Here is a 23361-nt window from a genome sequence, read left to right on the forward strand (position 1 = left end):
GCACTCCGCGTTCCATCGTGTTTATATTGAAAAGTATTTATGTAGTAGACCTATATCAAGTTTAATTCTTGATTGCCAGCTAATACTCTATATTTATTTAGTCTTATGAGCTGGACTTTATTTAGCTTCAATAGAGCTATATATTTTTGTATTGTTTCTTCTGTTTTAGCGTGTATTAGACGGTGTACCGCCTCTTTTACCAAAATAAGATTTTTATAATCGTCATTTCCACCAGCTCCAGTTGGTACAATATGATGACAGTGTATTTCATTAGCTTGTTGAAATTCTTCCAGAGTTATAGCACATTTTCCATGTTGAGCAGAAAATAGCGAAATTCGATTGTCTGCGTATTCTATTGTGCGATTTTCCAAAGATAATTTCATTAACTGGTACATCAGTAATTTATCAACACTTAGATTGGTGTGGATAAATTTTCTTCCCTCTAGAGTGTAGCAATTCGCTAAATACACCTTTGCCATTGGTTTTCTGTGTTGGATATATCCAACAGGGAAAATAGGTTCGCCCTCGCCAGCAACATACCGGAGCATTTTAGATTTACCATATCTTGTTGCCTCCTTTGTCGTAAGTTGTCTGCCTGTTTTTCTCAATCTGCCCCTTTTGTTTGTACCTAATCTGTTAGTGAAGATAGCCATTACAGCTCTATTCAGTTTCATACAATCCAGATTTACATTCGTTGCAATCTGATAATAATTTTGCATACCTAATACCATTGAATTATAAAGTCTTGTTTCTTCTAATTCCGTTTTCCCTTTTGAGGGAGAAGCAATTTTCTTTGCCTGTGATACCAGCTTGTCTTTTTGGTTTTTGAATTGTTTATCACTTATATGTGATTTAACAACTAACTTCTTTCTTCTCGGTATCATTTTAATCTTGAAACCAAGAAAGTCGGAGTATCTTTTTCTAACATTTACAATTCTTGTTTTTTCTTGTGATACTTCCAATTTTAATCGTTGTTCAATCCATTGAGTGATTGCTATTTTGGCTTTTTCAGCACTTTCCTTGTAGCGGCAGAAAACTCTAAAATCATCTGCATAACGAACCATATACATTTCCTTTAACTTTGTTTTCTTCATTTCTTTGTAAGCGTTGCTTTTACATGGGCTACCGCTTTTATTGATATGAACCACATAGTTTTTTGTAACAGGATTTTCCTGCCATTGGCTTTCTACCCAATGGTCTAACTCATTAAGAACAATGTTTGCTAGTAGTGGGGATATTATTCCCCCTTGCGGAGTTCCTTTCTCTGGATATGTTATTGTACCGTTAGTCATTTTGATTGGAGCTTTTAATATCCTTTTTAAAATGAATATCAAGTGCTTGTCCCGTATTCCCATAGCCCATATCTGTTTTATCAGCTTGGAATGGTTCACGTTGTCAAAGAAACCCTTAATATCAAATTCAATCACATAATGTAGCTGGCTGATTTGTAGGCGGTTATAGGTTGCTTTTATTGCATTTTCAACTGACCTATTAGGTCTGAAACCATAGCTGTTTTCACTAAATTTAGCTTCGCAGATTGGTTCTAATACTTGTTTTATACATTGTTGTATAAGCCTGTCCCACATACAAGGAATACCTAGAGGTCTGGTTTTCCCATTTGGTTTTGGTATTTCTTTTCGCCTCACTGGCTTAGATCGATACCCATGTGGACTGCCTGCAACAATGTATCTTACTTTTTTGACAACTGTTTCTGCTGGCAATTTGCCAATATCTTTAATTATTGTACCGTCTGTTCCTGCTGTTTTACTGCCTGCATTTGCTTTGATATTTCGATATGCCAGTAATATATTTTCTCTCGATAGGATAATATCCATAAGATGAGTGAAAATATCTCCATTCTTACTTTTGGCATATAAATCATCAAAGGTGTTTTGCATTTCGTAATATTCGGCGTGTCTTAAATCTTCTACACACAATGTTTCATTTTTATTTTTAGGCATAAGGCTTCACTCCTTTGCTTGAAATTGAGTGAGCTTTTTTATCTTACTCGTAATCCTTATTGAAACAACATAATACTTTTCTAATATATACACGACTTGAGGGCATTCCTCCATTCTCATTACAAGAATTTCTTAGGTTCGCCCTCTGCTTTTCAGCATTAGTTCAACTGCTTATTGTTCTTCGTCAGTTTATTCTCTTGATGAGAACCCAATACCTTTCCTCGTTCCGATAATCTTATCTATACATATATATCCTTAGGTCACTAGCTATAAGCCTGCTGGCTTGATACCGCCTGTAACGTTATATGGCATTTCATAACCTATATTCTTACTTTGCCACACCAGCTACGATTTCTCGTACCTTTGCATTTCTACAAAGTTCAAATTTAGACCCGTACATTCGCTGTTTCGTCAGTTCCTTATAGAACATTCTAACCATAGATATTTTATAGACCCCCGACCTGTTGGATACGCTACCCGCCTCTGGATAGTTTTCGATAGAAGATATATGTTCATCAACTATTACGGTATCTTTCAGCCGTCTTTACCGAGCTTCAAACATTCTGAGTTTCCTCATACAATGCTTGTCGGAGGCTCAGGGCAGGCGTTTCAGAGCGTTACTTCATCATTCCACCTGTCAGATTATCAGTTCTCCTAATAACCAAACTTTTTCGTTCTTTTATTAGTGCCTTAGCTTTTCACTAAGGAACGAGTCGCACATAAGTTNGGAGGCTCAGGGCAGGCGTTTCAGAGCGTTACTTCATCATTCCACCTGTCAGATTATCAGTTCTCCTAATAACCAAACTTTTTCGTTCTTTTATTAGTGCCTTAGCTTTTCACTAAGGAACGAGTCGCACATAAGTTCTGTCCGAAATTCATTATCTCTTTCTCCTTTCCATCATTTCAATTTCTCTGTCTGCGGCTTTTGCAGACTGCATAAGACACATAGTTACTACTCCGAATCCTGCCCCAAGTGAGAACAGGAAGAAGTCAAATAAGATATGCTTCATGTTGTCATTCCTCCTTACTGATGATTTCCTCTGTGGAAGTCGTCTGTTGTTCGATCAGCTTTTTATGACGCTCGGTGAGCTTCGCATGGTCTAAAATATCTTTGAGGTAAGTCGTACCGTTGGTATTGTCTATCTGCTGTAAGACTTTCCATGTGGGAGCTACCTGTCTGCTTATCCAGTTCAGCGTCCTTGCGAGCGTGTACGGTTCTGGTTTGGTCGTCAGTTTCAAACGCCCACGATCAGAACCGATAAAGTACGCCCATTTCTCATTGGTTTTCCATTCGCTGCGTCGCTTATCCACCTCCTTGTCAGCGAATCGCATATAGCGGTTGATAATATCAAAAGCGGTACGCTCTGCATCGTGGTAGGTCAGCAGGTCACGCACCGCATAATAGGCTCGCTCATTCTTTAGCCTTATTTCAAAACGGTTCTTTATTTTCGTATCTTCAATGGCTATGTCATACTTTGCGTATTGTTCATAGTCCTTTTCGTAGATACAGAAATAGACTTCCGATTTGAGCGAACCGACGTATAATGTATTTCCCATACCGTATTTATCCTGTTCTTGACTTCTTACAAGCTCACCGCTGCGGTAGCTCTTGAAGCTGCGGAATACGGAAATACATTCCTCATGGTTACATTTCTCTGTCAGCTCTGGAATGTCTAAGATTCCTGCCATATCATTGATGGCAAGGTCAAGACGTTTCATCACACCTCCCTCTATCAGAGCGTCCATGAGAAAGTCATACCAGCTCCTATGCTGTGCCAAAAGGTAGCTCTCCATCTGGCGGCAGCCTTTCCCTTTCAGCTCTAGCAATGTGCCTTTTTCTTTATCGGGCGAAGTCAGCACGAACACATCACCCAAGACATAATGTTTCGCATAGGAGTAGAACCCGAAATCCTCATGTATCATCACATCAAGCCTTAATTTGAGAATATCCTCAACCACGTGCTTAACGTCCTGTGTGGGGAATCGGATTCTGACGTAATCCAAGACCATTTCCAGCGGATTGTCTGGATTCAATTTATCCAGAGCGTCCGTGAATTTCCCCTTGATTTCTTCCGTCAAGGCTACTTTTCCAGATTCAAGCCTGCTGACATACTCTCGGCTGACACCAGCCATGACCGCAAGCTGATTCTGGGAAACGCCGTACTGTGTCCGTTTTTCTTTAAAATCATTTATCCAGTCGGTATCGTTCAGTAAAAATCCCTCCAATCGAAAAGGAATGTGACATTTACCGATTTTGTCACATTCCCTTGAATGTTTGAAAAATCCTCATATTTTAAGGATTTTTCCATATTAAATTGACTGTTTTCAGTTGATTTGTGCCCCCCTGTTAGATAACGGGGGCGAATGGTTGGTGTGGCAAGCCACACCAACACAGGCTAGTCCGTACCTGCGGCTTTCGCTTCGCACGCCGCCTGTCCGTCCTGCCTGTTTTGTGACAATCTGCCTATTTCTTTTAGGAAATCGTGTCCTTTGGGTACAAGGGGAGTGTAAAACTCGGATATGACACTCGTTCCCGTATCGACATATCCACGTCCTTTGATCTGTTTCAGAAAAAAGTCCTTGTCTACCTCACCAAACATCATGGAATAGCCAAGCTCTGACATACGCCCCAATGCAACACGGAAGTTAAACTGGTCACGGATTCCGTCACCGAGATATTTTGCGTCTGGTCGCTGACAGGCGAGAATGAGAAAGTAACCTGCCTGTCGTCCGAGCATGACTATTTGTTTAAGCTTATTTAAAACAGCGGCGTTTTCCTTTGTCGTCAGCATTTCCATAAACGCCACATATTCATCAAAAATGAGAAAATGCGGAGCAAGACCAAGATAGGCATAGTTTTCACCCGTCTTGTAGTTCTCCATGAGTTTCATAGCTTCACTTCTTGCCATCATACCGTCATAAAATCTGTCAATACAGGCAGTTATATCTTCCTTTTTGTAATAGACTTCTGGCATGACGACGGATAAATCCGCAAGGTCGGATAGCGATAGGTAACTCTTTGATGTTATCTCCAAGTTTTCCCCCGCTTCACACCGTACATGAAACTTTCGCTTCATACGGCGTTCCATCATATTCAAATAGATTCATAAGTTCTGGTTATTTTATTGCTTGGTATCCATAGTTCGCTCGTATTTTGTTCAGCTTTTTCTTTTGTTGACTGCTCAAGCCATAGTTCATCAACCACATTTTCGCCTGTTGTACTGATTCAGTCAGTATCGCTTTTGATATTGGTATTTCAACAAATACAAGATTTTGGTATTTATCTCTATCTGTTTCGGTAATATTCTTGTAGATACAAACCATATCAGTCGGGCTATGCCTTCGATTAGTGATATAGCAATTGCCTTGTTGGGCTATAAATACCGAAATTCGATTATCATTAAATTCAACACTCTTTGTGGTGTCTTTATACTCTAAAAGAATCCGTATCTCTCCTTTCGTTACCAATGCTATTTCCTCATGTATTTTGCTTCTTCCGTGTTCTGTAAAGTTGCATATATCCTGTGAGAAATTCAGCGGATTTTTGTGTTTTACTCCGTTGATTGGCAATAGAGGAGTATCGGCAATCATAATAATTTTTGTTTGTGGTCGTATTCCAGTTGTTTTCATCTGGAAATCTTGACTTGTAGTTTCAAAAGGTATTAGCTTTGCAATCTTTTTAAAACGAACTCTGGTGGTCGGTAAGAGAGCGTAACTTACTTCTGTTAAATTGTTGTATATATTCGTAGCCACACAATAATAATTCTGCATTCCCATAACCGCCAGATTATAACGTGCAATCTGGAAAGTAGTTGTGTGCCTGACTATATCCTTGACTTTTAACTTTAGATTTGTTTTTGCTTTCTTTAGTGCTTTCTGGTTCATATCTGTTTTGGCAACATATCCATGTTTTGTCTTCCCTTTTGGAATCACTTTAATTTTGAATCCCAGAAAATCTGATGAATTTTTCTTCAGATTTACTACCTTTGATTTTTCTGGACTGATTTCTAATTTCAGCCTTTTGTTTAGAAAATCTACGGTACTGTGATAGAATCGCTGTGCTTCTTCATAGGTCGAACACATAATTTTAAAATCGTCAGCATAACGCACAATAAAGCCACTTTTTAACCTCGTATGTTTCTTTGCATATTGAAACCAACCGTTTTTATTACGGTGCTTTGGCTGGAAAGTTTCCCATTGACTGCTTACCCACCAATCCAATTCATTAAGGACTATGAGCGAGAGCAGGGGACTTAACAGACCGCCTTGCGGAGTTCCTTTTTCTGGAACACCCTCGCCGTCAATTTCAGCTTTCAGCATTTTACTAATAATGCAAATCAGTCTTTTATCCCGAATGCCAAGTGTCCAAATCTGTTTTAACAATTTCCCGTGGTTGACATTATCAAAGAATCCTTTAATATCTACATCAACGCAGTAATGATACTTTGATATGTTTATCAAACTGGTTACTCTGCCAAGTGCATGGTGGGCACTTCGATTCGCACGGAATCCATAGGAATGATTATGGAACTTAGGTTCGCATATCGGTTCTAGGACTTGTAAGATACATTGTTGTACAAGTCTGTCCCAGATACAGGGGATTCCGAGAGGTCGCCTTTTATCGCTTGCAGATTTAGGAATAAAAACCCGTCTGACTGATTTTGGTTGGTAATTATCCAGGCTGCTTCGGACTTTCATAATAATATCTTCATCACATAAATGTTTAATATCATCAATCGTTAGCCCATCTGTACCAGCGGTTTTGCTTCCGCTGTTTGTTTTTAAATTTCGGTATGCCAAGCAGATATTTTGTTCTGAACCAATAATTTCCAGTAACTTATAAAAGTTATTACCATTTTTGCTCTGTGCGTATAACTCATCATAAATATGTTGCATATCATAATATTCGTTATAGCGGAGCTTGTCTTTCTTTAGCATGGTCTGTACCCTCCTTAATCACAGGAGCAAGTACATCTTTTAGTCTTACTCGAACCCATACCATTCTTAGTAATTCTATTCTTCAATGACTAGTGGCTATCCCTCCACCGTTTGTTATCACGGTTTCATAGGTACTGTGCCACCACTTTCACTGGCATAAACACACCTTATATTATTGCTAATCTCACAACAACCTTATGATGTGAACACTTCATAGACAGTAAAATCTCCATGTTGCCAGCTTTCAACGTTCCAAACACACTATCTGTACATATATATCCGTAGGTTTCTTCTCTAAGCCTGCTACTTTGATAATGCCTGTAACATTATATGGGTTTTCATAAAAACGAGTCTTACTCACCCACAGTAGCGACACTATTTGTGTCACTGGACATTTCTATCCAGTCCCGATATAGACCTGTACATTCAAAGATTCGTCAGTAGACCGCTCATCTACATACTAACCATAGATATTTTATAGACTTCCGGCATATAGGATACGACACCCACCTCTGGGTATCTTTCGACAGCGCTATCTGTTACGGTATCTCTCTGCCGACTTCACCGAGCTTCTGACAGACCTATGTTTACTCATAATCCTGCCAGTCGGAGTATTAAAGTAGCCTTTCAGGGCGTTACCCCATCATTCGACTATTCGTGTGTTCAGTTCTCCAACACAATTTTAATTGATTGTGCAGTGTCTACTTTTTTCAAGTAGAAACGTCTCGCACCGTTCTTCGGGTCTAACACATACATGACCGCATTGCAGCGGAGCAGAGCTTCAATGATAGTGAGAATAAAATAGGTCTTTCCTCCACCAGTGCCGCCAGAAATCAGCATATGGGGGAGCTTGTCATACTCCCACCAGACATTTTTCATCAGACGCAGGCTGCCATGTTCCGCCTGTACTTCATTGATAGTGATTCTATTTGCGATAGTGTCATAAAGTAAGACATACTCCACATAGCTGTCCTTTAATTCTTTTGACACCAACTCACAGTACAAGCCTGTTTCCAGCTTCTTTTCCAAGTGTAAGAGCTGGTCTTGATATTTTCCCAGCGTGATTTCTGTACGGATATACAATAGTCCGTTATCCATACGGTAATACAGTTTAGGAAAATAGGTGATTTTCTCTTTTTTACTGGACGCTGGTAAATCCTTGAAGAATCCGCTTTCCTGTGTTGTTTCCGATTCATACCAGCCATTTTCAAGTATCATCTTTGCTAGCTTTTGACGGTGGAAGAGCTGCTTCACCCTGTCATACTGAAAACGCTGATACAAAAAGGCAGCAATCACACAGACCAGAGCTGACACTATGACCGTAACTATCCTATATGGCGTAACTGAAAAATGGACACTGCCATCTTGTAGAAAGCTAACCGATTCCCAGTCCGTTGTTACAATTGCCTTTAGGTTCAACAGTATAATCATAGCAAGAAACAGCAGGGCAGCGAACCAGCCGAGAAACGAAAAACCAGTGATTTGTCGCTGGCTCTGATATGTTTTCCCCATTTTTTGAATTGTGGCATATAAAAATCTCCTTTCCATGAAAAAAAGCAGCAAACCTTATAGATTTACTGCTTATGCAATATAGAATATTAAGTTTTAATCAAGTATTAAATGATATTATTCTTGCACATAATCATCTGTTGTAATTACTTTATTTGATAATATAATTTTTCTATTTTTATCTTTTTCATCTTTATATTGCAATTCTACTTTATCAGCACCTTGAATTTTATCTAACATATCATACATAACATAGATTGATTGTTTTAATACCTGTATTTCTTTTGGAGCAATATTGGCAACTTCCATCTCATCAATATGTGAGATATGAGCAGAATATCTTCTGGTTTCTTCATTATCAGGGATAAGGGAATATTGTTCTTTTGCATTTTTATAGAATATTAGCCTAAAATCTCTCATTATTTTGGGAGTATCACTCTGATTATATATTTGAATTATATATTTTATAGAATAACCATAAAAATCTTCATCCCTTTTGCCGCCCATACTGCAACCGACATCTCGAAATGTTTGAAACTTGGCTTCGTATGAAACAAGATAATTTTTTAATTGTCCTCTTTTTTTTAATATATCAGTAACAATCAGTGTTGTAACACTACCAAGAATTGTACCGATAATTCCTTGAAAATCATTTAGTAGTTGCAAAATTTCTGACACTTAAACTCCTCCTCGTTATTAAATTTTAGTATATCACAAATCTTACTTTATGAGGAAATTATATCCTATTCCAATATTGCAAGCAACAAAACGACATGACTTATTTTTTATTCTGTGATTGCTGGTTATGGTGCTGTGGATTTCCTGCTGGCTGACCATTCTTATTCTTTAAAACAATATCATCTGCCTTGATGTACCAGTCCACGTCTGCACCTTGAAATGTAGCGGTTGCCACCGTGTCTGCCACAGGGTTGATGATTTCCACCTCTGCGTTGTAGTCAAACTCCTTTAATGGAACAGTGGCGGGAATACTTACCTGTATCATGCGTCCCTGTTCCTTACACTTCAAGTCGTAGGTACGTTCCTTGATTTCTTCAGAAACCGTACCGTCTTCATTCTGGATATGTACCTCACGACGCAACGCCGAGAACTTCAACACTCCGAATGTCTTTTCCTTATCAATAATGATTCCATTTGCTAATCTCATATAAATTTTTCCTCCTTATGCTTTCACCATATCGTCCGCTGACAGGATATAGTTTGTGAATCCTCTTGTACCGATTTTGTAACCCTCTGCGGTGATTTTTGGATTGATAAGTTTTACTTTTTCCTCTGATTCAAAGTTCTTCTCACCAGCAGAAGCAGGCAGCACCACGATAATATCATCTGCTCTCTGCACGTCCGAATAAAGGTTGAAGCTACGGGAAACGACCGTCATACGTCCGTTGATCCTACGCTGTTCCACCTTATTCTCACCTGCAAATTCCAAATTCCCGAATGTTCTTTCCATGTTAGGGATAACGTGTTTTAATTCCATAAATGTATTTACCTCTTTTCTTTCTATATTTTTAATGATTGATAGTGTCATTCTGCTGTCTGGATAGTATCTGTCTGCCTGTGAATCATCAAGGGCAAGCGTTGTGCTTGAAGCACCCTTGACAATCCCCATTCAGAAAGATAAATGATAATCAAGCAGAATTTGGTTAAGCTGTCAGTTACAGACTGACTTCTTTATGGTGGGCGGTGAACGGGAAGTTTTCATATACTGTGACTTCCCGTATTATTTAACTTTCTTTACTTTGCGAAATCTCTTATATCCTGCAAAAATAAGACCAACAGCGGAAATCCCCATCATAGCGAACAATGCGGCAAATGGTGTATTGTCACCTGTCTTTGGTGAATTGCCTGTTCTTGTTGGTGTGCTGGGTTCTTCTGATGTGGCAGGGGATTCTGGTTTTTCTTTGACTGTCACCGTCTGCCCCTTATCCTTGATGTCCTTATGTTCAGCTACTTTGATAGGCTCGTCTGGATTTGTCACGTCATATAATTCCTCAAATGTGACAAGCTCTTTTCCTGCAAGCTCACTGGCATTGAATGTAAATGCAATCTGAACTTCCATCTTCGTATCGGTAGCGGTGAAAGTAAGGTCATTTTCTACACGTTTACCATTTATGATAAGCTCTGCATTTTCAGACTTCACCATTTCCCAGCCTTTGAGCTGATATTTCACACTTTTTTCAAGTCCGTCTAAAGTGACGGTATCAACGATAGTCACATCTTTACCAGCTTCGATTGTCTTTTTCCCTGTTGCCTTGTCGGTAGCGGTTGTATGCATGGTAATGATACGCTCTGTGATTGTCACAGTCTGTCCGTCGTCCTCAATGTCCTTATGTTCTGCTACCTTTGTAGGCTCGTCTGGATTGGATAAATCGTACAATTCCTCAAAAGTTACAAGATCTTTACCACCAAGAGCAGAAGCATTGAATGTATAAGAAACCTCAACTTCCATCTCTGATTTTTTTGCAGTGAAAGTGTAATCACTTTCCACAGGCTCACCATCAATAAGAAGCTGTGCGTTTTCAGACTTCACCATCTGCCAGCCTTTTAGTTGATACTTCGTACCTTTTGTAAGTCCGTCTAAAGTGACGGTATCAACGATAGTCACGCTTTTACCAGCGACAATTGATTTTTCGCCTGTTGCCTTATCAGCAGCGGTAGTATGGATAGAGATTTCTGGTTCATAATCATCTGTCAATGTACCCAAATGAATGACAGTCTTATTTCTTGAAACTATCACATCAAAAGCAGGAATCAGTGTCATTCCTTTGTTGGAATCACAGCGTAATTCCTCGATTGTATAGGTATCGTAGAGCAACGCACCTTTGCTGTCGTCTGGTGTGGAAGTACCGAACCAGATACCGTCCTCACTGTTTTCGCCAGCGTTGGTGTTCTGTGTATGAGATACCCAGTCAGCAGCGGTAGAGAACTGACCGTTTGCGTCCGTCACAATGATGTGGCTTTCGCCTGTGGTCTTGCTTGTGATCCTGAACGGAACATTCGCAAGTCGCTTATGAGTACCGTCACCGATTTTCACACCCTCCAAGTCACCACGTTTAATCTGATTGTAGATGGAATGTGCTTCGTCAGTTAAGTCAACGATTTTTCCATTCTCTGTGATTTCAAACTCAATCGGTTTTGCACCGTCCGTCAAATATCCCTCTGGGGCGTTGCTTTCTTCTAAGCGGTATTTCCCATAAGGTAAAGTATCTGCGGCAGTCGTAGCGATACCGTCAACGCCTGTATGGATTGTCTTGACTGTTTCATTTTTGTTGTATAATTTGCCATCTACCAATACCGCATTATCATTTAAGGAAATGATTTCAAAGGCAGTATCTTTCAATGTTGCACCGCCTTGTGGTTTTGTGTCTTTTGTTTCAAGGTCACGCTTTTGGATTCTCACACCTCCACGGATAATCTTGTCCGATACGGAATACTGGTTGCTGCCGCTTAATGCTGCAAGTTCGCCATCTTCTGTAATCTGTGCCACATACACGCCTTTTATCAGTTCAGAACTTCCAGCGGCTTGCATATAAGCACCATCTAACAAGTAACCGTTTGGAGCAGCTTTTTCTTCTACAGTGATAGTACCAAGCGGTAAACAGATAGTACCGTTTTGTGTATAGAAGCTGTCACCAGATGCCTTATAGGAATCTGCCAATCTTGTGATATAGTGGATAGTGTTATCGCTGCCTTTTTCCGCTTTTGTCTTTGTCGTCCATGTGCGTGTTGGTTCTGATGGAAGATTATCTTTTGTGTAATAACCGTCATAATACTTCCAGACGAACTCCGCACCCTCTAAAGAAGCGTTACCCTGTGCGGTTGCTTTTCCTGTTTCCATATCAATCTTGAAAAGCTCAACCAAAGTGTCTGTGACTTTTGGTGTATCGCTGACTTTCAATGTGGAAGTTTCACCAGCCTTTACCGTAAGGGTATAGACGTTGTTATCTAACTGGAATCCTTTTGGAGCTTCGATTTCTTTTACATAGTATGTAGAAGCTCTCAACTCCACCGTATCCGTATTCCCGTTGCCATCTGTCATAAGTGTGGCAACTGATTTCGTGCAGCCTTTATCAGAATAGACACCATAAGTCGCACCAGATAAAGAATAGCAGTCATTAGATTTTGTAATCGCTGTATTACTGGACGATTTCTGAATCTTGCCATCACCGACAGCTAACTTCGCCCAGAACTGTCCTAAGTCCTGTCCTTCACCAACATAGATGTAACCACCGCAATCGTAACGGTCTTTATTTTCTTTAGCGAAAGCCTTTGCGTTCTCATAGACTTCTGACTGGATTTTCTCTGACACTTCATCATAGGCAGCTCGTACATTGTTGTACCCCCAGCCTAAGTGAACGCTCAATCTTCGCCAGACAACACATTGTTCCAACAGATAGACTTGTTTGCTGGAAAGACTGTGCTTTTCTGCATACTGTTTGACGTATTCCAGATTCAACGCCACATCAGATATTTGGTCGTCGCTCATTCGCTCTGTTGCATTGATACGATTCTTATATCCCGATTGGAAATTTGTGTTTATATCAATACAGTAGGCAATCTGCCCGTCAGCGTTCATTATGCTTTCTTCAAAGCTGGAAACCTCTGAACCGCCATTGTCAATCTTGACGATTGTTCCTGCTTTACCGTCCGTAGTAGTATAGACGGAATCCGCAGCATGAACCTGTGTGACAGGTAATGCAGTAAATACGGTTGCAAGGGTAAGTACACCTGTAAGCAATCGCTTCATAATCTTTTTCATAATGTTTGATTCTCCTTTCATTTTGGGTAAAAAAATAGACGCTCATTGTTGAACGTCTTAGTTGCTGAAACCATTGGAACTATGTAGGATAGCTTGCTTCATCTTCATTTTTCTATGTTTTTGTTCTTATGCAATCGTAGCAGGAAAAGGCTTGTCCTACGCAAAATGGCGTATTTTCAAGGGTTTCCAGCTATGTTGTTCTTACGAGGTCGCCCCAGAGCAAAAAGCACGAACGACTTATGACAATATTTTACGGCTTGTAAAAGATCCTGAAGTCTGCGATCCGATTCGTTTTCTCAGAGAACGTGAAATCGTACATTACCAAAGATTTGGCGAAAGTCTCAGAATCATCCAGGATCACTTGGATAGTAAGAACTTCTATGCAATTAATCCTGAATTTGATCTTAAATCTTAATTCAATCAGCCAAAAATATCCAACGATACCTTCCGAAAGTATACGCAGTCTCCTGCAAAATAATAATGAGAGTGTGGATCATCCACACTCTCAGTTTCTATAACAAAATATTAATCTCAGTTTCTGTAAAAAATTCAGAAAAGGCTCCTAAAGAAAACTTTCAGCTTTTGCATCTTACTTTAATAACATATACACAATAACTGCTGCCACTACGATAATTGCAATCGCAAGAATAATAATCGGTGCTTTAGACACCTTCTCTTTTTCAACAGAAAGCATGTCATCATACGCTTTTTTCATCTCGCGTTCCCGCTTATCACGTACTTCCTTTGGCGGAATATTGGAATACTTCTGTTCTTTTACAGAACGTTCCCTCTTTACATTCTCTTTTCTTGCGCTATCTTTTTTCGCACTATCTCTTCTACCAGCCTCTTTCTTCACAGACATACGCTCTGCTTTCGGAGCCACATCTTCCGCCTGATGCTGTGGAACTTTAAATTTTTTCTTACATGTATAGCAAAGCAGATAATCCGGATCTTTTTTGCTTGGTTTCAATGGTCCGCCACATGTTGGACACTTCATCATCAATACCTCCTGTTATCTATCTCTTAGATCAATGGATATTTGTCAGTCAGACCTTTTACCATCTCGCGTACTTTTTCAATATTATCCTCACTCTTAATCACAAGTGCAATACCTTCCGCAATCACATCCATATCCTCTTCTACCATGCCTCTTGTTGTGACGGCTGGTGTTCCGAGTCTTACACCACTTGTAACAAATGGTGAACGTGGATCGTTCGGAATTGTATTCTTGTTGCAGGTAATATGAGCTTCATCAAGACGACGCTCCAGCTCTTTTCCCGTCACCTCTTCATCGCGAAGATCTACAAGCATCAGATGATTGTCTGTTCCTCCGGAAATGATTTTCACGCCACGGGACTGTAATCCTTTGCAGAGTGCCTGTGCATTTTTCAGAATCTGCTGTTGATATTCTTTAAACTCTGGCTGTAATGCCTCTTTGAAGCATACTGCTTTTCCCGCAATAACATGTTCCAATGGTCCGCCTTGTATTCCCGGGAATACAGCTTTGTTAAAGTTGAACTTATCTGCTGCCTCCTGGTTACACAGAATCATACCTCCTCTTGGTCCACGAAGAGTCTTGTGAGTCGTTGTCGTTGTCACATGAGCATATGGAATCGGGCTTGGATGCAGTCCTGTTGCAACAAGACCTGCAATATGAGCCATATCTACCATCAGATATGCGCCTGCTTCGTCTGCAATCTCACGGAATTTTTTAAAATCAATTGTTCTCGCGTAAGCACTTGCTCCTGCGACAATTAACTTCGGTCTTTCTCTCAAAGCGATCTCTCTTACATTATCATAATCGATCACGCCTTCTTCATTGACACCATAGGACACAATATTAAAATATTTTCCGGAAATATTGACCGGTGAGCCGTGTGTCAGATGTCCGCCGTGATCCAGATTCATTCCCATTACTTTATCTCCCGGCTCCAGCATTGCAAAAAATACTGCCAGGTTTGCCTGTGCTCCTGAATGTGGCTGAACATTTGCATACTCACAGCCAAATAACTCTTTTGCTCTGTCTCTGGCAAGATTCTCTACAACATCTACACACTGGCAGCCACCATAATATCTCTTTCCCGGATACCCCTCTGCATATTTGTTCGTCAGCGGACTTCCCATAGCCGCCATGACTGCTTTACTTACCCAGTTTTCAGATGCGATCAGCTCGATGTGTGAGTTCTGTCTTTCCATCTCTGCCTTGATCGCATCTGCTATTTCGCTGTCTGTCTTTTCAATTTCATCAAATGTATACATAGTCCTGTCCCTCCTATGGGGACAATTATATCATTTTTATGATTTACTTCCAAGTGTTACTTCGACAGTTTTTTCAGTATATTCGCCATTATTTCCAGGAACCTGTACAGTTACCTTGACTTTATCACCCACACGATGATACTGAAGCTGTTCTTTCAGTGAATTCATATCGCTGATTGTGGTTCCTTCAAGTCCTGTAATAACACTGCCTTTTGTCAGACCTGCCTGCTGGGCTCCACCATTCTTCACAACATCGGAAATATAAACTCCAGTAGGCATATTATACATCTTGGCACTTTCATCCGAGACATCTACACCCTGGATTCCAAGATATCCTTGTTCTGCCTCAGACACTTTTGTCTTTGTCACCTGATTCATCAAATTCTGGATCGTATCGCTTGCATCAGAAATTGGAATAGCATAGCCCATACCTTCTACACTGTCTGTTGCAACTTTTGCGGTATTAATTCCAATAACTTCACCGTTAGAGTTCAAAAGTGCTCCGCCACTGTTACCAGGGTTGATTGCTGCATCTGTCTGAATCAGAGTACCTCCTTCATAACCGTCCAGTGTCCGCTCCGTTGCAGATACGATACCTGATGTTACAGACTGTCCATAACCAAGTGCATTACCGATTGCGACGACCTGTTCACCTACCTCAAGCTTACTGGAATCTCCCATTGTCGCAACTGCAATCTTATCCATAGTAGAATCTTTCACATCGCTAATCTTTACAGCCACAACTGCAAGATCTTTTGTGGAATCAGTTCCTTTTACATTAGCTTCAACACTTTCATTATCCACAAAAGAAACTGTAAGCTTTTCATTGCCTTCCACTACATGATTATTTGTAAGGATCAGAAGTTCACTATCTGTCTGGCCGATAATAATACCAGATCCGACGCTTGTGCTCTCCTGCTGCTGTGTTCCTCCGAAGAAACTCTGTACTTCCTGAACGCTCATATTCGTAATAGATACAATAGATGGCATTGCATTCTTTGCAATCGTTGCAATATCGGAAGTTCCTGTACTGCTTGATGATGTTGTTAGTTTCGCACCATCCACTGTCTGTGCTGTCTTGGCAGTCTTACCGTTTGTAGTTATTGTGCCGAACACTTTTGTTCCCACATAATTTCCTGTCTGGAATGTTGCACTTGCCACAAGACCAAATGTAACTCCGGCGCATACAAGTTTCACTGGTTTTGGCACCTTTCGGTTCTTCTTTGGCTTTGGCGTTTCCTCGTTCATACCATTCATGTCATCAGGTTCTGGTTTATAATAAGTATATTGATTTTCCATATCAATAATCTCCTTTCCTTCATTTCTGTAATAGATTGTATCGTTTAAATGTGTTCGAATTGTGATGAAATCTTGTCAAATCTATAAATTTAAAAAAGAAGCATGCTTCTGACAGCATACTTCTCTATTTCTAAAATATTTAACCGTTATCTTCTGTGCTTCCATATGCATTCTGCAATTCGCTCAACGCCTCCCGCAAAAGTGCATCGGACTGAAGTGCTCCATTATACTCCTCATTCACTTTCCGGAACAGATTCTGAACATCCTGGTGTTTCGTAAGTCTTGCAATGTATCTCTGTACGTCACTCTCTTTTGGATCTGAGATTACCTGCATCTTGTCCTTTTCTTTTTTTACATAAAATGTTGCAAGTCCTGGTACTTCTGTATAAATCCCTCGGATTTTCATATCGTATGTCACAAATGTCACATATGTATCCGCATCTTTTCCTTCCTTTGTATACACATGCAGATTATGATAAGCTTCTACATAGCCTGTCTCTTCCTGCATCTTCGCAAAGTGTTCTTCCACTGCCCGATTCACTTCCAAAACTGCATCTTCCAAAAGCGGATTTGCCTCTTCCGATTCACATTCCAGATAAACAGCCTGTATCTTCAACGAACTTGTCTTTTGTACCTTCTGTGCTTCTTCTCTGGCAAATCCATACCCCGCTGCTCCTATCGTCATAAAAAGAAGCAGGAGGACAATCCACCTTCTCTTCATAGATCTCCTCCACACATCAGTACTCGTTATTCATACACACCCGGGCGGATTCGAACCGCCGCTCCCGCCTCCGGAGGGCGGTGCTCTATCCCCTGAGCTACGGGTGCCTGGTCAATTTGACTTTGTAATAGTAACACATTTATCTCACAAAGTAAAGTAAATACATGAGATAATTTTCTACACAATTCGAATCATCATAACATTATAGCAAGAGCGCCTTCGGCATTCCTGACCGCTGGCGCTCCCATACACCAATTATAATACTCTTCTATATCATAGATTATCTTTCGCTACTTGCATTGACTGCTCTTCACTTCTCTTATAATCGCAATCTCCGTTCTTTTCTGTCATAATAATAAACATGATCTGACAAAATATCTTCGTCCGGTACCTGTGTCTCATTGACTTCTCTTAACATCTCTGTCAGCATTCTCCGTCCCGGCGAAGCACTCTCCGGCACTATGATCATCTCATGGACACTACTTGGAACCACATAGAAATTCTCTTTAAGGCATAAACTGATACCTGCAAGTCTGTCTGGATACAGAATTGCTGATGCTCCATAATTGCGGATCTGATTCGTCAATACATACATAGGTTCTTCCGGACATTTCTCCTTTATTCCTGTAAGTTCCGCAATCAAATCACTCATAGTCAGAAATTCTCCCGGAAGTTCATGCCATGTATTATATCTTGCCTGATGATAAATGTCCTCTTTTGTCACATGCCACAGTTTCAGATGCCGGTTACGGATCATCATTGTCGCCATGCCATAATCTCCTGCTTCAAAAAGTACACAAAAGATAATTGCCAGATCAAGATATGGCACATATGGCACTTCCTGAAGAAGTTCTTCATTTGCCTCACGACCAATCAGACGATAAATCACTTTTTCCTTGATTTTATCATATTCTCCAAGCTTCTGTTCATCCCACGGCCGGTCAACTTTCAAATCCTCATACAAATCGGCCACTTCTTTTGCAATCTTATCAACTCCTTTGCCGCTAAGGAACTGTTGATAATATTCTTCCAGATAGATGGTCGGTGAAATATTCGTACTGTCATCCTCAATCAGAAGCCCGCTCCGCTCGGTTCCGTTATTCTTCTTCACGGTACGTGTGCTGACTCTGATGTGTGTCCCCATGTTCACTCTTACATTTTTCTCTACTGTCTCTAAAAACTGCTTATAATCCATACATCTCCTTTCCTCAGACAGCAGCAGTTTCTGTGTTTCAAATATTATGGTATTAGAATTATAAAAAAGCCCTGCAAAAAATGCAAGGCTTTTGTCGTTTATTTTTCTTATGTTTTTCTTAAGCTTATGCTCTTGAAAGATACTCGCCGGAACGTGTATCAATCTTGATGACCTCTCCCTCATTAACGAACAGAGGAACCATAACCTGCGCACCAGTCTCAACGATAGCCGGTTTTGTAGCACCTGTTGCTGTGTTACCTTTTACACCTGGCTCAGACTCTGTGATCAGAAGCTCAACAGTTGTCGGTGGGTCAATTGCAAATACTTTACCCTGATATGATTTCAGAGTTACGTCTGTTCCTTCTTTTACGAACTTCAGGCTATCTCCAACATCCTCAGAATCAACCGGAATCTGCTCGAATGTCTCGTTGTCCATGAAGTAATACAGGTTTCCGTCAACATAGGAATACTGCATTGTCTTTCTCTCGATAAATGCTTTCTTCAATACATCTTTAGATGGGTTAAATGTTCTCTCAACAACACCACCATTGATAACATCTTTCAGTTTTGTACGGACGAAAGCAGAACCTTTACCTGGTTTTACATGTAAGAATTCCAGACATTCATATACCTTTCCGTCGATCTCATACGTCGTACCTTTTTCAATATAAGCATCAGCCATTGTATATATCCTCCTTAATCGCACCCGAATGGCACTTTATACGTTTTCACTTTTACCATTTTATAATAGATTGTGCCTTTTTTCAACTATTTTTTCGCCTGTTTCTTGCTTCTTGCATAAAAATACAATACAATCTTCTCCAAATATCTCTTCAGCACAATCTGAATCTCTTCTTTTGGGTGAATCGGTTTCACAAGAATATTGGAAATCCCAGTTCTTTTTGCGCCCCAGACATCCGTAAATAACTGATCTCCAATAAACACACTGTTTATCTCATCAGTCCCCATGATTTCCATAGCTTTCCGGTAATTCTTTGTTGATGGCTTGTGCGCATTGTACACATAATCTACTTGAATCGGCTCATTGAACATCTTTACACGCGGCTCCTGATTATTGGAAATGAGACAACATTTAAATCCAATCTTTTTTAATCTGTCAAAGAGTGCGATTGCCCTCGCATCAGCCGGTGCTCCATGCGGTACAAGTGTATTGTCAATATCAAAGATCAGGCCACGATATCCTTCTTCATATAATTTTTCAAAATCAATCACATATGTGGAAGCCACATATCTATCCGGGAAAAATCTGTCAAACATTACTCTCCATCCATTTCTGTCAGTCTCTGTACTAACTCTTCACACACCTGAAGAACAGTCTTGTGATCCGTATTGACAATAATATCGGCTGCTGCCTCATATTTTTCACGACGTGCCTCCATCAATTCTGCAATACCTTTTACATTCTTTCGTCCTGCGAGAACCGGTCTGTCATCGGAATCTTTCACGCGCTCATAAACTTCCTCCGGACTGGCAGTCAGAAGAACGACTCTTCCATTCTTCTTCATCTGTTCTACATTGCATTCTCGAAGTACAACTCCGCCTCCGCAGGAAATAAGTACATTTTTGCGGCTCTGCATTTTCTTCAGGAGTTCTGTCTCACAGTTACGGAAATATTCTTCGCCATAAGTTGCAAAAATGTCCGGAATACTCATTCCTTCCTCTTTCACAATTTCCTGATCCATCTCTACAACTTCCATGGCAAACATGGTACTTAAATACTCCGCCACTGTTGATTTTCCAGCTCCCATAAATCCGATCATTACAATATTGTAATTGAATAACTTTCTTGCCTGGATCTTCTTGCTGTTCATACGGATACATTCAAAGATATCCTTAATCTCTTCTCTGTACTTATTACCATTCAGCTTTTCTTCCAGTCTCGAGGCCTGTTTTGCCTCCTGCTGCGGCTGTAAAATCGGCATACCATATTCCTCTTTATATGCCATGATTTTTTCTACTATTTTACTTCTTTCAACAAGCACGTCAATAATCTTATCATCACAAAGCGCCAGACTCTCTCTGTACATTTCCAAATCGTTCATCGTATATTACTCCTGTGTCAAATGTGGCCTCTTTATCCACTTCTTTTCTGTCTTATCGGGTGTATTATACCAACAATTATCTTATTTCGCAACTGCCTTATTTTTTTCTATTCATTCCTATTCCGGATTCTTGTTCATCGCCATAGCTGACTTTACATCTTTCCGGAACTGATCCCATGCGCCTTCATTTTCCACAAAATATTTCGGACAGATTTTCCCAGTCACATCATAGTGGCGGATCACATCTTCTTCTGTCAGGTTGAACTTCAGACAAAGCCACGCCGTCAGTTGGACCATAGAACGATAAGTCGCATCATTAAACTTTCCAGTCGCATCCGGATGGCAGCATTCGATGGATACTGTATCATAATTCCGGTCATTCGATGCATACGCCACTTCCCAGGTCGGAATGCACTGCACGATCTCCCCGTTCAGTCCCACCACGAAATTACTGCTGGCTTTCGTCTCGTGGCTGTCTTTTAACCCTTCAAAATAATTCCGGTTACCTATAGCCGTTGCTCCCGGATTAGCTGTATAGTGAATAACAATCCCTGTAATCTTGTCTGTCTTCTCCTGCGATCTGGAATATGGATTCGGTGTCAGAAGCTCCACATCAATATCAGGCTTTGATGCATCCACTGCTTTCGTATCCAACTCATAATACTTATTGGAAAAAAATCCCGGATTATTTATTTTTATAATCAGCATGACCACTAGCACAATTCCAAGAATAAGAAAACCCAGCCGGATATTCCGCTGGGTCTTTCTTTTCTTCTTTGTCGTGCTTAGAGTTCTTCTTTTTCTGTTCCTCTTCATCTGCACGTTCTTTGCCCCGCCTTTTTCTGATCCAAGAATGCCCCAGGCATGCTTGCTGTCCGTCACCTATAGAGGTGAAGTCATCACTCATCTGATATATATTCTACATATTCCAGCGAAACATTTTATGAATGAATTCTTATTAATTTATGAATTTTATTATCTGCTGTTCACTCAGCCACAATTCTATCTTTTAATGCAAAAGCAGCTCACCAATGAATTACTGATCTTACTCGTCTACGCTGTAGTTCGGAGCTTCTTTTGTGATGTGGATGTCATGTGGGTGACTCTCTTTTAATGATGCAGAAGAAATCTTGACAAATCTTCCTTTTTCCTTCAGATCTTCGATTGTCGGTGCTCCACAGTAACCCATACCGGAACGAAGGCCTCCCATTAACTGGAATACAGTATCTTCTACGCTTCCCTTGTAAGCGACACGTCCTTCGACACCTTCCGGTACCAGTTTCTTGGCATCTGTCTGGAAGTAACGGTCTTTACTTCCGTTCTCCATAGCGGAGATAGATCCCATACCACGGTAAACCTTGTATTTTCTTCCCTGATATAACTCAAATGTTCCAGGGCTCTCGTCACAACCTGCAAAGATACTTCCCATCATACATACATTTGCTCCGGCTGCAATTGCCTTTGTCATATCTCCTGAGTACTTGATTCCTCCATCAGCAATAATCGGAATTCCATATTTATCTGCTGCTTCATAGCAATCCATAACTGCTGAAATCTGAGGCACACCGATACCTGCGATGATACGTGTTGTACAGATGGATCCAGGTCCGATACCAACCTTAACTGCATCAGCTCCTGCTTTGATCAGATCCTCTGTAGCAGCTCCTGTTGCAACGTTACCAGCAATAACCTGAAGATCCGGGAATTTAGACTTGATCATATCCACTGTGCGGATAACATTTGCTGAATGTCCGTGTGCAGAATCAAGAACAACAACATCAACCTTTGCATTGACAAGCTCCTGAGCTCTCTCAATACAGTTTGCTGTAATACCAATAGCAGCACCACAAAGAAGACGTCCCTGTGAATCCTTTGCTGCAAGAGGGTATTTGATCTGTTTTTCAATATCTTTAATTGTAATAAGTCCTTTTAAGTGAAAATCCTTATCTACAATTGGAAGTTTCTCTTTTCTTGCTTTTGCAAGGATCCGTTTTGCTTCCTCCAGTGTAATTCCTTCCGGTGCTGTGATGAGCCCCTCAGAAGTCATAGACTCTTTGATCTTCTTTGAGAAATCTTCCTCAAATTTCAGATCGCGGTTCGTGATAATACCGACCAGCTTTCCGTTCTCTGTGATCGGCACACCTGAAATGCGGAATTTAGCCATTAATTCATTAGCATCTGCCAGTGTATGATCCGGTGAAAGATAAAATGGATCTGTAATAACACCATTCTCAGAACGCTTTACTCTGTCTACCTCTTCAGCCTGAGCCTCAATAGACATATTCTTATGAATGATACCGATTCCTCCCTGACGAGCCATAGCAATTGCCATACGATGCTCTGTAACCGTATCCATACCTGCACTCATCATCGGTATGTTAAGGTGGATCTTCTTTGTCAGATATGTTGACAGATCAACCTGATTCGGAATTACTTCTGAATAAGCTGGTACTAAAAGTACGTCATCAAATGTAATACCTTCTCCAATAATCTTTCCCATGATTATTATCCTCACTTTCCTTTGTAATATTTAAAAGCTATGATACAAAAAACAGTCGGCATTTGTCAACCATTTTCTCTATTTTACCACAAATTGTGTTAAAAAGAAAACTCCCTAAAGGGGGAGTTTTCATAATACT

The 23361-nt window shown here is 40.4% G+C and carries 19 protein-coding genes, 1 tRNA gene and 3 pseudogenes; 1 reads left to right on the forward strand and 22 read right to left on the reverse strand.

The features are described from left to right. Positions 1 to 50 precede the first annotated feature (50 nt). The 10 genes and pseudogenes from ltrA (C7E02_RS06510) to C7E02_RS06560 all read right to left on the reverse strand — a co-directional run bounded on the left by ltrA (C7E02_RS06510) (position 51) and on the right by C7E02_RS06560 (position 13185). On the reverse strand, positions 51 to 1961 hold the full coding sequence (gene ltrA / locus C7E02_RS06510; protein ID WP_105309108.1) for a group II intron reverse transcriptase/maturase: 1911 nt from the start codon (positions 1959 to 1961) through the stop codon (positions 51 to 53). An 878-nt stretch (positions 1962 to 2839) separates the two neighbouring features. Further along, a complete protein-coding gene (locus C7E02_RS06515; protein WP_005363224.1) occupies positions 2840 to 2971 on the reverse strand; it encodes a DUF3789 domain-containing protein in 132 nt (43 codons plus the stop codon). Between the two features lie 4 nt (positions 2972 to 2975). Beyond that, positions 2976 to 4187: a MobT family relaxase gene (mobT, locus tag C7E02_RS06520; protein WP_016440015.1), complete on the reverse strand. Its 1212-nt coding sequence runs from the start codon at positions 4185 to 4187 to the stop codon at positions 2976 to 2978. Positions 4188 to 4357: 170 nt separating this feature from the next. Next, positions 4358 to 4963, reverse strand: a pseudogene (locus tag C7E02_RS06525) (ATP-binding protein); the annotation flags it as partial. A 115-nt stretch (positions 4964 to 5078) separates the two neighbouring features. Continuing rightward, positions 5079 to 6899: a group II intron reverse transcriptase/maturase gene (ltrA, locus tag C7E02_RS06530; protein ID WP_105309109.1), complete on the reverse strand. Its 1821-nt coding sequence runs from the start codon at positions 6897 to 6899 to the stop codon at positions 5079 to 5081. A gap of 732 nt (positions 6900 to 7631) precedes the next feature. Further along, positions 7632 to 8428: pseudogene (locus tag C7E02_RS06540) on the reverse strand (ATP-binding protein); the annotation flags it as partial. 97 nt (positions 8429 to 8525) lie between these two features. Then, positions 8526 to 9086, reverse strand: a complete 561-nt coding sequence (locus C7E02_RS19665; RefSeq protein WP_016440013.1) for a hypothetical protein — start codon at positions 9084 to 9086, stop codon at positions 8526 to 8528. Positions 9087 to 9186: 100 nt separating this feature from the next. Further along, complete coding sequence (locus C7E02_RS06550) at positions 9187 to 9573, reverse strand: YdcP family protein (protein WP_016440012.1); 387 nt, start codon at positions 9571 to 9573, stop codon at positions 9187 to 9189. Between the two features lie 15 nt (positions 9574 to 9588). Continuing rightward, positions 9589 to 9903, reverse strand: coding sequence for a YdcP family protein (locus C7E02_RS06555; RefSeq protein WP_016440011.1), 315 nt, complete (start codon positions 9901 to 9903; stop codon positions 9589 to 9591). A gap of 243 nt (positions 9904 to 10146) precedes the next feature. Then, complete coding sequence (locus C7E02_RS06560; RefSeq protein ID WP_105309110.1) at positions 10147 to 13185, reverse strand: VaFE repeat-containing surface-anchored protein; 3039 nt, start codon at positions 13183 to 13185, stop codon at positions 10147 to 10149. A 205-nt stretch (positions 13186 to 13390) separates the two neighbouring features. Here C7E02_RS06560 and C7E02_RS20425 point away from each other — a divergent pair. Next, positions 13391 to 13600: pseudogene (locus C7E02_RS20425) on the forward strand (manganese catalase family protein); the annotation flags it as partial. Positions 13601 to 13774: 174 nt separating this feature from the next. Here the strand turns inward: C7E02_RS20425 and C7E02_RS06570 are convergent. The 12 genes from C7E02_RS06570 to guaB all read right to left on the reverse strand — a co-directional run bounded on the left by C7E02_RS06570 (position 13775) and on the right by guaB (position 23222). After that, positions 13775 to 14185: a hypothetical protein gene (locus C7E02_RS06570; RefSeq protein ID WP_105309111.1), complete on the reverse strand. Its 411-nt coding sequence runs from the start codon at positions 14183 to 14185 to the stop codon at positions 13775 to 13777. 23 nt (positions 14186 to 14208) lie between these two features. Further along, on the reverse strand, positions 14209 to 15444 hold the full coding sequence (gene glyA / locus C7E02_RS06575) for a serine hydroxymethyltransferase (RefSeq protein ID WP_005337806.1): 1236 nt from the start codon (positions 15442 to 15444) through the stop codon (positions 14209 to 14211). A 36-nt stretch (positions 15445 to 15480) separates the two neighbouring features. After that, on the reverse strand, positions 15481 to 16743 hold the full coding sequence (locus tag C7E02_RS06580) for a S1C family serine protease (RefSeq protein ID WP_105309112.1): 1263 nt from the start codon (positions 16741 to 16743) through the stop codon (positions 15481 to 15483). 139 nt (positions 16744 to 16882) lie between these two features. Then, positions 16883 to 17464, reverse strand: coding sequence for a hypothetical protein (locus C7E02_RS06585; protein WP_105309113.1), 582 nt, complete (start codon positions 17462 to 17464; stop codon positions 16883 to 16885). Between the two features lie 35 nt (positions 17465 to 17499). Continuing rightward, positions 17500 to 17571 (reverse strand) — tRNA-Arg (locus C7E02_RS06590). Positions 17572 to 17783: 212 nt separating this feature from the next. Then, positions 17784 to 18659 (reverse strand): DUF5688 family protein, encoded by an 876-nt coding sequence (locus C7E02_RS06595; RefSeq protein ID WP_029731294.1) that lies wholly within the window; start codon positions 18657 to 18659, stop codon positions 17784 to 17786. Between the two features lie 124 nt (positions 18660 to 18783). Next, on the reverse strand, positions 18784 to 19341 hold the full coding sequence (efp, locus tag C7E02_RS06600; protein ID WP_005331647.1) for an elongation factor P: 558 nt from the start codon (positions 19339 to 19341) through the stop codon (positions 18784 to 18786). 86 nt (positions 19342 to 19427) lie between these two features. Next, positions 19428 to 19937 (reverse strand): YqeG family HAD IIIA-type phosphatase, encoded by a 510-nt coding sequence (locus tag C7E02_RS06605; protein WP_105309114.1) that lies wholly within the window; start codon positions 19935 to 19937, stop codon positions 19428 to 19430. After that, complete coding sequence (locus C7E02_RS06610; RefSeq protein ID WP_105309115.1) at positions 19937 to 20722, reverse strand: shikimate kinase; 786 nt, start codon at positions 20720 to 20722, stop codon at positions 19937 to 19939. Before C7E02_RS06610 ends, C7E02_RS06605 begins: the two co-directional genes overlap by 1 nt. A 117-nt stretch (positions 20723 to 20839) precedes the next feature. Further along, positions 20840 to 21472 (reverse strand): peptidoglycan recognition protein family protein, encoded by a 633-nt coding sequence (locus C7E02_RS06615; protein ID WP_242978834.1) that lies wholly within the window; start codon positions 21470 to 21472, stop codon positions 20840 to 20842. Next, positions 21408 to 21629 (reverse strand): hypothetical protein, encoded by a 222-nt coding sequence (locus C7E02_RS19670; protein ID WP_242978869.1) that lies wholly within the window; start codon positions 21627 to 21629, stop codon positions 21408 to 21410. Before C7E02_RS19670 ends, C7E02_RS06615 begins: the two co-directional genes overlap by 65 nt. A 138-nt stretch (positions 21630 to 21767) precedes the next feature. Continuing rightward, on the reverse strand, positions 21768 to 23222 hold the full coding sequence (gene guaB / locus C7E02_RS06620) for an IMP dehydrogenase (RefSeq protein ID WP_005331653.1): 1455 nt from the start codon (positions 23220 to 23222) through the stop codon (positions 21768 to 21770). Between the last annotated feature and the right edge of the window lie 139 nt (positions 23223 to 23361).

The sequence above is a fragment of the Dorea sp. Marseille-P4042 genome, assembly GCF_900290215.1.
GTDB classification, from domain to species: Bacteria; Bacillota; Clostridia; order Lachnospirales; family Lachnospiraceae; genus Dorea; species Dorea formicigenerans.

What these genes read in the sequence shown, in the direction of transcription:
- C7E02_RS06515 (WP_005363224.1), bottom strand. Translation starts at nt 2,971, where the DNA reads ATGAAGCATATCTTATTTGACTTCTTCCTGTTCTCACTTGGGGCAGGA.
- C7E02_RS06610 (WP_105309115.1), bottom strand. Translation starts at nt 20,722, where the DNA reads ATGAACGATTTGGAAATGTACAGAGAGAGTCTGGCGCTTTGTGATGAT.
- C7E02_RS06555 (WP_016440011.1), bottom strand. Translation starts at nt 9,903, where the DNA reads ATGGAATTAAAACACGTTATCCCTAACATGGAAAGAACATTCGGGAAT.
- efp (WP_005331647.1), bottom strand. Translation starts at nt 19,341, where the DNA reads ATGGCTGATGCTTATATTGAAAAAGGTACGACGTATGAGATCGACGGA.
- C7E02_RS06550 (WP_016440012.1), bottom strand. Translation starts at nt 9,573, where the DNA reads ATGAGATTAGCAAATGGAATCATTATTGATAAGGAAAAGACATTCGGA.
- glyA (WP_005337806.1), bottom strand. Translation starts at nt 15,444, where the DNA reads ATGTATACATTTGATGAAATTGAAAAGACAGACAGCGAAATAGCAGAT.
- guaB (WP_005331653.1), bottom strand. Translation starts at nt 23,222, where the DNA reads ATGGGAAAGATTATTGGAGAAGGTATTACATTTGATGACGTACTTTTA.
- C7E02_RS06585 (WP_105309113.1), bottom strand. Translation starts at nt 17,464, where the DNA reads ATGAAGAGAAGGTGGATTGTCCTCCTGCTTCTTTTTATGACGATAGGA.
- ltrA (WP_105309108.1), bottom strand. Translation starts at nt 1,961, where the DNA reads ATGCCTAAAAATAAAAATGAAACATTGTGTGTAGAAGATTTAAGACAC.
- C7E02_RS19670 (WP_242978869.1), bottom strand. Translation starts at nt 21,629, where the DNA reads ATGAGTGATGACTTCACCTCTATAGGTGACGGACAGCAAGCATGCCTG.
- ltrA (WP_105309109.1), bottom strand. Translation starts at nt 6,899, where the DNA reads ATGCTAAAGAAAGACAAGCTCCGCTATAACGAATATTATGATATGCAA.
- C7E02_RS06605 (WP_105309114.1), bottom strand. Translation starts at nt 19,937, where the DNA reads ATGTTTGACAGATTTTTCCCGGATAGATATGTGGCTTCCACATATGTG.
- C7E02_RS06580 (WP_105309112.1), bottom strand. Translation starts at nt 16,743, where the DNA reads ATGGAAAATCAATATACTTATTATAAACCAGAACCTGATGACATGAAT.
- C7E02_RS06570 (WP_105309111.1), bottom strand. Translation starts at nt 14,185, where the DNA reads ATGATGAAGTGTCCAACATGTGGCGGACCATTGAAACCAAGCAAAAAA.
- C7E02_RS06560 (WP_105309110.1), bottom strand. Translation starts at nt 13,185, where the DNA reads ATGAAAAAGATTATGAAGCGATTGCTTACAGGTGTACTTACCCTTGCA.
- C7E02_RS06595 (WP_029731294.1), bottom strand. Translation starts at nt 18,659, where the DNA reads ATGGATTATAAGCAGTTTTTAGAGACAGTAGAGAAAAATGTAAGAGTG.